The 12,003-nt window shown below is 42.3% G+C and carries 12 protein-coding genes; 6 read left to right on the forward strand and 6 right to left on the reverse strand.

Annotated features, from left to right (window positions below; translation table 11 throughout):
* Positions 1-38: 38 nt before the first annotated feature.
* A complete protein-coding gene (locus tag DEO27_RS07010; RefSeq protein ID WP_112571778.1) occupies positions 39-1,697 on the reverse strand; it encodes a murein L,D-transpeptidase in 1,659 nt (552 codons plus the stop codon).
* Positions 1,698-2,177: 480 nt separating this feature from the next.
* On the opposite strand from DEO27_RS07010, the gene DEO27_RS07015 reads away from it, so the two are divergent.
* A complete protein-coding gene (locus DEO27_RS07015) occupies positions 2,178-2,822 on the forward strand; it encodes a redoxin domain-containing protein (protein ID WP_112571776.1) in 645 nt (214 codons plus the stop codon).
* A gap of 78 nt (positions 2,823-2,900) precedes the next feature.
* On the opposite strand, the gene DEO27_RS07020 is transcribed toward DEO27_RS07015, so the two are convergent.
* The 4 genes from DEO27_RS07020 to DEO27_RS07035 all read right to left on the reverse strand — a co-directional run bounded on the left by DEO27_RS07020 (position 2,901) and on the right by DEO27_RS07035 (position 6,367).
* Complete coding sequence (locus DEO27_RS07020; RefSeq protein ID WP_112571774.1) at positions 2,901-4,451, reverse strand: alpha-N-arabinofuranosidase; 1,551 nt, start codon at positions 4,449-4,451, stop codon at positions 2,901-2,903.
* Between the two features lie 322 nt (positions 4,452-4,773).
* Positions 4,774-5,358, reverse strand: a complete 585-nt coding sequence (locus DEO27_RS07025; RefSeq protein ID WP_112571772.1) for a TlpA family protein disulfide reductase — start codon at positions 5,356-5,358, stop codon at positions 4,774-4,776.
* 36 nt (positions 5,359-5,394) lie between these two features.
* The gene (locus DEO27_RS07030; protein ID WP_112571770.1) at positions 5,395-5,805 is read right to left on the reverse strand and encodes a DUF6691 family protein; all 411 of its coding nucleotides are present in this window, start codon (positions 5,803-5,805) and stop codon (positions 5,395-5,397) included.
* 1 nt (position 5,806) lies between these two features.
* Complete coding sequence (locus DEO27_RS07035; RefSeq protein WP_223818181.1) at positions 5,807-6,367, reverse strand: YeeE/YedE family protein; 561 nt, start codon at positions 6,365-6,367, stop codon at positions 5,807-5,809.
* Between the two features lie 165 nt (positions 6,368-6,532).
* Between DEO27_RS07035 and DEO27_RS07040 the strand changes: the two genes are divergently transcribed.
* Positions 6,533-7,087 (forward strand): hypothetical protein, encoded by a 555-nt coding sequence (locus DEO27_RS07040; RefSeq protein ID WP_112571766.1) that lies wholly within the window; start codon positions 6,533-6,535, stop codon positions 7,085-7,087.
* Positions 7,088-7,156: 69 nt separating this feature from the next.
* Here DEO27_RS07040 and DEO27_RS31350 read toward each other — a convergent pair whose 3' ends face one another.
* A complete protein-coding gene (locus tag DEO27_RS31350; RefSeq protein WP_190295344.1) occupies positions 7,157-7,294 on the reverse strand; it encodes a hypothetical protein in 138 nt (45 codons plus the stop codon).
* Between the two features lie 53 nt (positions 7,295-7,347).
* Here DEO27_RS31350 and DEO27_RS07045 point away from each other — a divergent pair, with 53 nt between their 5' ends.
* The 4 genes from DEO27_RS07045 to DEO27_RS07060 all read left to right on the forward strand — a co-directional run bounded on the left by DEO27_RS07045 (position 7,348) and on the right by DEO27_RS07060 (position 11,926).
* Positions 7,348-8,280, forward strand: a complete 933-nt coding sequence (locus DEO27_RS07045) for a transporter (RefSeq protein WP_223818182.1) — start codon at positions 7,348-7,350, stop codon at positions 8,278-8,280.
* Positions 8,281-8,310: 30 nt separating this feature from the next.
* Positions 8,311-9,867, forward strand: a complete 1,557-nt coding sequence (locus DEO27_RS07050) for a phosphatase PAP2 family protein (protein WP_112572268.1) — start codon at positions 8,311-8,313, stop codon at positions 9,865-9,867.
* Between the two features lie 29 nt (positions 9,868-9,896).
* Positions 9,897-10,712 carry a hypothetical protein gene (locus tag DEO27_RS07055; protein ID WP_112571764.1) on the forward strand — a complete coding sequence of 272 codons (816 nt, stop codon included), beginning with the start codon at positions 9,897-9,899 and terminating at the stop codon, positions 10,710-10,712.
* A gap of 107 nt (positions 10,713-10,819) precedes the next feature.
* Entirely contained in the window at positions 10,820-11,926 is a 1,107-nt protein-coding gene (locus DEO27_RS07060; protein WP_190295345.1) for a hypothetical protein, read from the forward strand.
* Positions 11,927-12,003 lie beyond the last annotated feature (77 nt).

The following is a 12,003-nucleotide window of genomic DNA, read 5'->3' on the forward strand; positions in this document are numbered from 1 at the left end:
TTTAAACTGCTGCAAGAAGTAATAAGAAGAAAATGAAATTAATATTGTCCCGTGCCCGACATGATCATAGATGCAAGCTGGTCATCACGGTCATAAATATCTTTGCGGAAGTTCAGAAGATTATTTCTATCAGTAAAGGCGGTGAAATACGCTATAAATACGGGTAGCTTTTTCTTAAGCTTTACTACCTGCTCTTTGCCTAAATGCATCGCTTTATTAATTCGGGGCGCTGTCCATGTGCTATCGTAGTTTAACACAAATGATGCAAGTTTGGCCGGCTCGCCAACGCGGATGCAACCATGGCTAAAAGCGCGTGACGATTCGCCGAAAAGCGATCTTGAAGGAGTGTCGTGGAGATATATATTATAGCTATTGGGAAACAGGAATTTAACCAGCCCCAATGAGTTTGAAGGCCCCGGTTTTTGCTGAATTATCGGTAGTCCATTTTCTTTGCCGGCCATAACCATATTATGTTCATTAAGATAATTACGGTTGCTTCTTATGGCCGGAAGTACTTCGGCACGGACAATGCTTTCGGGTACATTCCAGTAGGGGCTGAAAACCACGTATTGCATCTCTCCATAAAAAATAACTGTTTGATGTACCTTTTGGCCAACTACTACATTGCAGCTCCATAAAAGACTGTCGCCACGGTAAACATGCAGCTTAAACTCCGGGATATTAACTGCAAGATATTCGCTGTTTAAGCTTACCGGCAGCCAGCGGCAACGCTCCATATTTACAATGATTTGTTTAATCCTTGATTTGAGCGGAACATTCATTTCGGATACAGTTCCGGGCCCCGGTAAGCCATCGGCACTAAGGCCGTGCCTTTGCTGAAATTGGGTTATCGCGGTTTTAAGCTCATCATCAAAGATGTTGCTTAGCGTATCGCCCTTAAAATCTTCCAGTTTATAAAGTCTTGTTTTTATTAGTGCAACTACAGCAGATGAGTCGCCTGGTTTAAGTTTTTTGCTGATCTTGATTGGCTCCCAGCTCTCATGGGCCTCAAGCGTACGGTATTTAGCCAGGAAGTTTTTCAATAAATCATACTGACGATATACCGGCTCATTTATGTTAGACGCTTCTTTCGATGGCTTTTTAAGCAATGTATCCAGGTAATCATCATAAGCTATCTTTTTGCGTGGCAGAAACCAGTTTACCGCGCGACTAACAGAATCACTCATACCCCGGAAGGCCACTTTTGAAAACGCGAAGTATTGCGCCGTGAGCATTAATTCGGTACCAACATCGGGCTTTTTAATTTGGGTTTTGGAGTGACTATCAAATATCAGCGAGTCTAAATCTTTTTGGTAGGGGATACCTTTATATATACCTTCATTTTGCAGGTTCATTAACCTGTCGTTCAGGTTGCCTGCCTGTTCAATGAGTATACCTTTTTCATACCAGGCATAAGCAAATTTACGCTTGCGGTAAAAATTTCTGAGATCCTGCTCATATGGGGTTAAATCAGGATGTTTTTGCATAAAGGTAACAATCTGTGCACTGTCAAATACCAACTCTGTTTGGTTACTAAAGTTACCCGGAATGGTTTTGGTCCACTCCTTAGCCATTTTCTTTTTAAGGGAGTCGGCTTTTAAGGTATGATGTTTTTTGCTGCCGTTTTTACAGTTAGATAGGGCTAAAACGCTTAAAATAAGGAGTATGATATACTGTGGTTTTAGCCTGTTCTGCATAGTTAATTTATTGGTTATACGGAACGCAAATTACAAGGTTTTGTTTTAATAGGGACGGGGGTGGCAAATATCAGCCCGCTAAAAAGAGAGGAAATAATATTTTTAATAAATTCTACTAAGTTTATAGATATTATAGTATATTTGTTGCGTAACATTCAAAAATACATGACGGGCAACAATTTAATCATCGACAACAAGTACATATCGGCTCAAGATAGGGGCGGGATGTATATGCCCGTGTGTTGCTGTTGTTGAGATCCTCTCCGCGTTACTCAAGCTCAATTAAAATTACTGACCTCACTATATAATTAAAAGAATTTTATGAACCCATCCCGCAACAAACAAATAAGCGATAGTGCTCCGCCGGCCTTGCTGATACGTTACAGGGTAATTTATGGATTATGCCGCTGTTGTTGATTGATTAAAATTCAACTACAAATGCCTTAAAACATTATCCATAACATCATAAAACTATTTAAAATGCAAACTACAAATCACAATAAATATCCTTTTTTCGATCTGCTTGAAGTTGTTGCCGACCCCGATCTTAATTTTCGTAAAATAAAATCGTTGCACCCGGTTAAGGCAGGCAATTTTGTGCCGGAGTTTAAGCTAAGCAATGATTACAGCCGCTGGCAGCAATTTTACAATGGTGCCGAAACTCACGGGGCTATCTCTCAAAGGAATTTATTGAGTAAGCCGCTGGTGATCTCTTTTTTCTCGCACCATTGGGGGCAACAAGGCTTAGCACAGCTTAAACAATTGAATGCTCTTCAGCATGAAGTTAAAGCAAGCGGGGGCAACCTGCTTATCATCACCGATGGTCAGGCCGAGGAACTTGAAAAATGGGCCTGGGAGCAAAGTCTAACGCTTAATTTTTATCACGATGCCAATAATGAAATAGCAAAACAGTTCAGGGTATATTCTGATGATTACCCTGTATGGGACCGCTTTTCGGGCATCGATGAAAATGCACCCTTATTGGCTACTTATATTATCGAGCCATCAAAACAGGTTATTTACAGCCACATCGACTGGGATTTCCTGGGAACTTTTTCTGCTGAGGACATTATCAGTGCAGTATATGAATCGGCATTGATCAGCAATAGCCGCAGATCGGCCTAAGCAAAAAGTATAAAAAATCCTATCGCAAAAACGGCCAGGCAAATTGCCCGGCCGTTTGCTTTTTAGGGAAAAGGGTGTTTATTTTAATTCAAGTGTTACTACAGATTTTGCAGGCAGACTTACCACCAGTTTGTCGCCGTCTTTTTTAGCGCCGCTAAAAGTGCTCAGGTGGATCTTGTTAGTATCTTTAAATGTATTCACATCAGTTAAATTAGCCGAAGTTAATACCTGGCCGCTAACAGTTTGCCATTTTACATCGCTAAGGCCGGTTGTAATGGTGATGGTATTATGCGGATCAAGGTTTACTAATGAGATGTGTACCTTGCCTGATGCATCCTGTGAGGCAGAAGCATTTACCGCTTCAATCTTTTTACCATCAACTTCATAATCAGGTACACTTAGTTTAATAGGCAGGTATTTGGCATCCTGGTGCACCTTATACATGTCAAACACATGGTAAGTGGGTGTAAGCACCATTTTTTCTTTATCGGTTAATATTAATGCCTGCAATACGTTGATGGTTTGTGCAAGTGCGGCCATTCTAACACGATCGCTGTGGTTATTGAATATATTAAGTGTTGTGCCGGCTATCAAAGCATCGCGTAAGCTGTTTTGCTGATAAAGGAAACCCGGGTTTGTGCCTGGTTCAGGATCTGTCCAAACGCCCCATTCGTCAACAACAAGCGCTACCTTTTTTTCAGGATCGTATTTGTCCATAATGGCCGAGTGCTTGGTAACCAGCTCTTCCATTTTTAGGCAGTTAACCATGGTGCCAAAATATTCTTTCTCGCTAAAATCAGTGGCAGAACCTTTTTTGCCCCAGTTGCCGGTTGGTATAGTATAATAATGTAATGATAAACCCGACATCATCCAGTTGGGGATGTTTTTCATGCATACTTCTGTCCAGTGGTAATCATCGGAGTTTGGTCCGCTGGCTATTTTTTTAAGTCTGCCGCCCGGGTAATCTTTAGCGAATGAAGCATAACGTTTAAATAAGTCAGTGTAATATTCGGGTGTCATGTTACCACCGCAACCCCAGCTCTCGTTACCTACACCCCAAAATGTTACTTTATAAGGGGCCGGATGACCATTCTTTTTACGTAGCTGTACCACGGTGCTGGTACTGTTTGAGTTAAGGTATTCAATCCATTTAGACATTTCGTCAACGGTGCCACTGCCTACGTTACCGGCAATGTAAGGCTCACAACCCAATAAATCGCACAATTCCAGGAACTCGTGTGTACCAAAGCTGTTATCCTCAGTAATGCCGCCCCAGTTGGTGTTTACCATGCGCGGGCGTTCGGTTGCTGGACCAATACCATCGCGCCAGTGATACTCATCGGCAAAGCAGCCGCCTGGCCAGCGCAGGTTAGGAATCTTTATCTTTTTGAGAGCATCAACAATATCAAGCCTGATACGGTCTTGTTTTTTTACGGGCAGGGTTTTATCAACCCAGAAACCACCGTAAATGCCATGACCAAGATGCTCGGCAAACTGACCATAAATGTGTTTGCTGATAGTTGTTTTTGAATCGGTACTGATATTAAGTGTACCTGTTTGCCCGTAGGATGCCGAGCTCAATAAAGACAAAGCGATGACGCCGAGTTGTAAAAACGGGTTCTTTTTCATTGAAACTTAGGATTTAACTGATTGTACAGTAAAGAAAAGAAAAATTTGTTAATAAGTGTTAAAATAACAATAAAAATATCTGAACCATGATTGGCTTGATTTAAGGATTTCTTGAATTATAAGCATGTTGGAAACCAAGCCGGTGGCTAATCTGTCAGATTCGAGTTATCAGGAAATCCTTAAATCAGCCTAATCAATGCTTTTTGTTAAAGACATTCAGTGATAAAGGAACTAACTACTTTCTTTAATTTATAAGTATGTAGGAAATAAAATAGTTGATTATCCCGCAAGATGAGTATCATCAGGAAATCCTTTAATCAGGCTAATCAAGGTTCTTAATAAACTCTTCAAACCTCTCGCTACTGTAATCCGCGGCACCAGAGTGTTTATAAACAAGCTTACCGTCTTTATTAAAAACCAATGTAGTAGGGATAGTGCCATCGAGCAACGATTCGGGTACATTGCTGATCTGGTTGTATAAAGGCATATCGTAACCGTTTTTGAGCATAAATGCTTTGGCTTTGGGGAAGTCATTGTCTACATCCACTAACAGGAAGGCTACTTTAGAATCGTTTTTGAATTTTTTATAGAGCTCATTTACTTTGGGCATTTCGGCTAAACAGGGCGGGCACCATGTAGCCCAGTAATTTATGAATACCACTTTAGATTTTAAAGAGCTTAACGATGTGGTATTGCCATCAGCGTCCTTAAATTGTATGTCGGAAACATTGGCAAGCATTTCGCTATGTTTTGCATAGCCTTCCGGATCGGGCTGGAAAAGACCTAATGACATTAAGCCCCTGATCAGGTAACCTTTGGCATTGGGGTTAAAAATAACCAGCAGCGCCAGCGCCATGATCAGGATACTGAAAATGTTTGAAACCGATATCTTTTTTGGTGCGATCATAGTATATAGAAGCTTAGCCCTGCTCGTGAAATCAATTTAATGCGGCAATTTTTCCCTTAGCAACCCATAAACCCAGGTTCCTAAAATAGCGCTCAATAATGTAACAGAAGTAACCAAAAAGCCGCTTCCGATTTGCGCAAACAACGGACCGGGGCATGCGCCGGTAATTGCCCAGCCTAAACCAAATATCAGCCCGCCGTACACGTTGCCCCAGTTAAATTTCTTGTTGGGAATAACAATGGCCTCGCCGGAAAGAGTTTTGATATTGAAGCGTTTAATGATCATGACAGAAATTATCCCAACTACAATAGCGCTGCCGATAATGCCATACATGTGAAAAGATTGCAGCCTGAACATCTCCTGGATCCTGAACCAGGAAATCACTTCTGATTTTACCAGTACTATGCCAAAAAGCAGGCCTGCAAAAAGGTATTTGATATTACGCATGTTATAGGTGTAAAAGGTAAGGTAAAATAAACCAGGTCATGATAAAACCACCCGCCATAAAGCAGCAGGTAGCCACCAGCGATGGCCATTGCAGGTTTGAAATACCCATAATAGCATGGCCTGATGTACAACCACCAGCGTAATGGGTACCGAAGCCAACCAGAAATCCTCCTATCACCATAAAAATAAAGCCTCTTAAAGTAAGTAACTCATCAAAACTGAAAATATCCTTCGGCAATAAACCGTTAAAATCCTTAACACCCTGTTGCTGCAATAGCACATGCGTTTGCGGATTGATTTTAACCCCGTGATTGGCAGATAGAAATTGCGCAGCTATGAAGCCCCCTAAAACAATCCCGGCAACAAAAAACAGGTTCCAGCTTTCCTTTTTCCAGTCGTACTTAAAAAATGAAATATTAGCCGGAATGCAGGCTGCACAGATGTGCCTTAATGAAGAGGATATTCCAAAAGTTTTATTACCGATGATGAGCAGGGCTGGTACAACAAGGCCAATCAGCGGTCCGGCCACGTACCACGGCCAGGGTTGGGTTATCAGATCCATAATTTACAGATTACTTATCCTGCAAATATAGCTGATGTAAATTGGCAAAATATTAATTGCGTTCCGTTGTAATTGTGATTTATACAATTTTACATTTTATTTGTTTTAACAATATTGTTACATATATTTACTGTTGATTATATACCCGAACAATAATTTCTTTTGGTGAAAAAGCTTATAGCGATACTATTATTAAATGTGCATCTGTTCAATTTGGGCGGATACAATTTGGTATTTCAGTATTTTATTCATCAATCTGAAGCGCAAATTGTTAAAGAGATCTACGAAAACAAGGTTGATGCTACCAAGCTTGTTGAAATCAAGATTCCGGTACATCTTCCCAAGATCCACAGCTGGAATGGTTATGTGCATGATCAGGGACAACTCCAGTTAAAAGGTGTTTACTACAACTACCTGCGTTATAAGGTTACGCAGGATACCATGTCGTTTATTTGTATAGCCAACAGCGTTAAAACCCGTTTGGTTAATGCAAACCTCATTATTGCCAAGGAGATAAGTGACGTGCCACTGAGCAAAAAAGGTGCGCATGATTCATCACAAAAGAAAATAAGCGCTGGCGGCGAATACAGCTTCCAGGTTATGCACTACCAATTCTTATCCTATGGAAGGACGTTAACGGTAAAACCGAACCCTATATCCTACCATGTAAATTCACCCTTCATCGAGTCACCCGGCAAACCGCCTAACTCTGCCTGCTGATTATTGCCTGTAAATTATGAGTTAAATTGATTTGTGTGCCTGTGTTTTAAGGATACAAACCGTTTTTTATCATTTAGCTGTTTTAACCGGCGCATCGCCATGCATGGCCGATTGCTGTTGTAACAGATCCATTTTTACGGCTTTGATCATGTTCCTTAATGCTGATGTGTTTTCAATTACTTGGTAATCAAGATTGATAGCACCCAACCGGCTTGTTCAACCATTTTACAATTAGTTATTACCCTTATTATTTAAACGTAATGAAATTTATGTCGCTGTATTTTTACAGATGTTGTATTGTTGTTTCTTTTTTATTAGCTGTAACACAACGTGCCAAAGCGCAAACCGATGCTGACGCGTTGATGATCCCTAAAAATTATTTTTGTGCTGCCGCAGTATATACCCATGGGAGTTGGGACCATTACTGGGAAGGTACATTTAAACGGGATAATCAAAACTTAGGTACCGTAAGCACCAATGTTTACAGTTTGGGCGGTAACTACGGTCTTTCAAATCGCATAAATCTCTTGTTTATGGTTCCGTATATAACCACAAATGCATCTGCAGGTACTTTACGTGGCGAAAAGTCATTTCAGGATCTTGCGGTTACATTTAAGTGGATGGCAGTAAAAGAGGAGATAGGCCGTGGCTTATTCAGCGTTCACGCTATTGCTACCGGTACTTTGCCTTTAGCCAATTACGAAGCTGATTATTTGCCTTTGTCTGTAGGTTTACATAGCAAAAGCGTTGCGTTACGTGCATTGCTTAACTACCAGACAGGCCGGTTTTTCGTAGCTGGTTCTGGCCAGTACATCCGCCGTGACAACATTACCATCGACAGAAATTCATACTACACTACCGAGATGCATTACACCAATGAGGTGCAGTTGCCAAACGCTACCAACTTTATGTTTAGCAGCGGCTACCGCAGTCTTAAGTTTAATGCCGAGGCTACATTTACCAAAATTACAAGCACAAGCGGTTTTGATATCCGTAAAAACGATATGCCGTTTCCAAGTAACCGCATGAACAGTACAGCTGTTGGTTTGATACTTAAGTATAGCTTCCAATCAATAAGCGGACTTGAGTTTACCGCAGGTGGTAACTATGTTTTAGACGGGCGTAACGTAGGGCAAACCCGTTCGGGCTTTGCAGGTGTGTATTACGTGTTTAGCACAAAAAAGGAGAAGTAATAAGAGGTTGGACAACAAATGATCAATGAAATGAAAAAAACTATACTTAATATATTTACAATCACGGCACTGGCAGCGGTAACTTTTAGCTCATGCCGAAAGGATATTTTAGACCGCACATCGCTCTACCCCGCGCTTAAACCCTCAAATCTTGACCTTACTGCCGATACCTGGAAACCGGTGCTGGTTACAGATTTTAGTACCTTAAACGTGGCTACGCCTGATGCTTTAACATCGCCAGCCTATGTGGCTGATTTAAATGAGATCAAGGCATTGCAGAAAAACCTGAGCAGTGATCAACAGGCAAAAATTCAATATTGGAGCGCCGGCTCGGTATTAAGGTGGAATGAGATTTTGCGCGAACTTGTAGCTAAACACAACGTGCCGCCATATCAAAACGCCGACGGTACATATCCGGCGCCAAACTCGGCCAATCCGTTCAATTATCCGGAGTTTCCATTTTCAAACCCGCCTTATGCTGCGCGTGCTTACGCTTACGTAAGTGCTGCACAGTATGATGCTTTGGTTGCAGCATGGCACTTCAAAAATACTTACAAACGCACTGCACCATATAAAAATGATTCGGGTGTTAAAGCGCTGATCCCGGCATCTGATCTGCCTTCATATCCATGTGAAGACGCTGTTGTATCTGGTGCTACATCTGAGATTATGAAGCTGCTTTTCCCAACCGAGATTGCTTACATACAAAGCAAGGTTGACGAAGAAAGGTTGTACAGAATATCCTCAGGTGCAAATACCCGTGGCGAGTTTACAGCCGGCGAGTCGTTAGGCAGGCAGGTTGCTTTACTATTTGCAACCCGTGCCCGTAATGATCGTGCCGGTAAAGCTATTGGTACACCAGATATCTGGAAAAGCTTTGAAACAGTTACAGCAGCAAAAGGCGAACAATTTTGGGTGAGCCTGGAAACCCCCAAAAGGCCGCCGATGTTGCCATTGTTTTCAAAAGTTACCCCATTCCTGTTTGATTCGGCTACTGTTGTTTCCATCAGGCCACCGGCACCGTATGCAACTAATTCGCCTGAGTTTAAAAAGGAAACGGAAGAGGTGCTTTCATTCAGCAAAGACCACAGCCGCGACCATGAAGAGCTGGTTGCTTTTTGGGCCGATGGTGTTGGTACTTATACGCCGGCCGGTCATTGGAATGCCATTGCCGCAGATGAATTTGTAAAACAAAACTACAGTGAAGTGCGCTGGGCGCGTAACTTTGCTTTATTGAACATGGCCGAAATGGATGCTGCTATTGTGTGCTGGGATACCAAGTATTTTTACTTTAACCAGCGCCCGTCGCAAGCTAACCCTAATATCAAAACCTTAACCGGTGTGCCAAACTTTCCGGCCTATACATCTGGCCACTCTAACTTTAGTGGTGCGGCATCAACAGTGTTAACTTATTTATTGCCCGATAGGGGAAGCAAGTTTACCGATATGGCGCATGCAGCGGCTATGTCAAGGTTATATGGTGCCATTCACTACCGTAGTGATTGCGAGGTTGGTTTAACAACCGGTAATAAAGTTGGCCAATACGCGGTTAACAGGGGTAAGGCAGATGGTGCCGACGCAAAATAAAAGGATGTTGAATTGAGGACGAATAAACAATGCGCAGCTTAACAAACGATCAAAAAATATATTATACACTTCGCCTGGCGGTAGCCATGTGCTTTATCGGGCATGGCGCTTTTGGAATAATCACCAAACAGATCTGGTGTAACTATTTCGGCGTATTTGGGATAGGTAAAGAGATGGCCTATACCCTGATGCCTTATGTAGGTACTGTTGATATATTGATGGGCATATCTATGCTGGTTTATCCTACCCGTGCTGTAGCCGCATGGCTGGTAGTTTGGGGATTGGCCACAGCATCAATGCGCCCTTTATCGGGAGAACCTTTTGCCGAATTCATCGAACGCGCCGGTAACTACGGAGCACCATTTGTATTGCTGTTGTTGCAGGGTGGGGTCAAAATCGGGAAAAAGCAATGGTTTGCCCGTATGGATGATCATGTAAGTATCAACGCCGATACTTTAGCCAAAGTTATCACCAGTTTAAGGGTATTTGCCTTTATGCTGCTGATAGGTCACGGCTGGCTTAACCTGATTCAGAAACAAGGCTTGCTGAACCAATACCACACCCTTGGTTTTGCCGATCCGCCTAAAACGGCACAGGTGGTTGGCTTGTTTGAAGTATTGGCTGCCGCGATGGTGCTTATTCGTCCTTTTAAAAATATACTACTCGTTTTTATCATATGGAAAATATCCAGCGAGCTCTTTTATCCCAAATACGAAATGTTTGAATGGATTGAGCGCGGCGGAAGCTATGGTGTGCTGCTGGCCTTGTGGTTCGCGGTTAAAAAAGCACCGGCTGGATCTATACTTTGGCCTTTTAAACAAACATCACATTTAAAAGCAAGCTAAGTCAATAAAACATATCAATATCTTATGTGCAGGGTGAAAAATTACCCTGCCTTGTAAACCTATTATCTAAACAATCGCAAATGCATACAAATACTACTACTAACTCTATGAAAAAATTTATACTGAAACTTACTTACGTTACTACGATCATCATATTTGCAGGCTTTGCGAAAGCAAATGCGCAAGGCTGCGTTGCTATAAGAAGCACGGGCGGCTTATGTACCATGGATGAGCACCCGGACAGTATTACCAGCAGTGGCAGCTGGCTGCTGAACAGCAATAACCGCTACTTTCGCTCATATAAACATTTTGTTGGTACCAAAGAGCAAAAACAACGTATTGAACAGGGTACAAATGTTATCAATCATTCTTATACCCAGGATTTAACCCTGACACGCATTTTCAATAACCGTTGGTCATTTGCGGTTGATTTGCCGATACTGGACAACAGCCGCTCATCATTATATGAGCACGGTGGTAAAGAACGCCTGCAAACCCATTCATTTGGTTTGGGCGATGTGCGCTTAACTGCCTACGCCTGGTTATTAAACCCGGCAAAAGCCCGCCGTGGTAATATTCAGGTTGGTTTAGGGCTAAAGCTGCCAACCGGAAATTACAATTATCAGGATTATTTTTACCATACAGCGGCCAACGATGGGAAAACGCTTGGCCCTGTTGATCAGTCTATCCAGTTGGGTGATGGCGGTACAGGCATTACTACCGAGATCAATACATACTACAATTTTACGCAGCGTTTTGGATTATACGGCGGTTTTTACTATCTGATTAGCCCAAGGGAGCAAAACGGCGTGTCTTCGGCCCGCGGCAGTGTCCCGAGTGCTAAAGCCGTTGCTAACGGAAGCGATGTAATGAGCGTGCCGGATCAGGTAATGATCCGCGGAGGCGCCAGCTATGGTATCAGCAAGTTTGATTTCTCTGCAGGTGTACGTTATGAATGCCTACCGGTTCATGACCTTGTAGGTGGCAGCAATGGTTTCCGCAGGCCAGGATATATCATTTCGGCTGAGCCCGGTGTTACTTACCGTGTTAAATCATTTTCAATTTATGCCTTTGTACCTGTAGCGTTAAAACGCGACCGTACGCAAAGTGTGCCGGATAAAATTTCGACCAGTTTAACCGGTGTTTATACCCAGGGCGATGCCGCATTTGCGGATTACGCCATTAACGTAGGAGTAACTTTTAGAATTAAATAGTGAATTGGTTTTGTTTAAGCCGGAGGTGAGATCTCCGGCTTTATTTAACCTTAGATTACAAAATGCAATTACATATA

Source organism: Mucilaginibacter rubeus, assembly GCF_003286415.2.
GTDB classification, from domain to species: Bacteria; Bacteroidota; Bacteroidia; order Sphingobacteriales; family Sphingobacteriaceae; genus Mucilaginibacter; species Mucilaginibacter rubeus_A.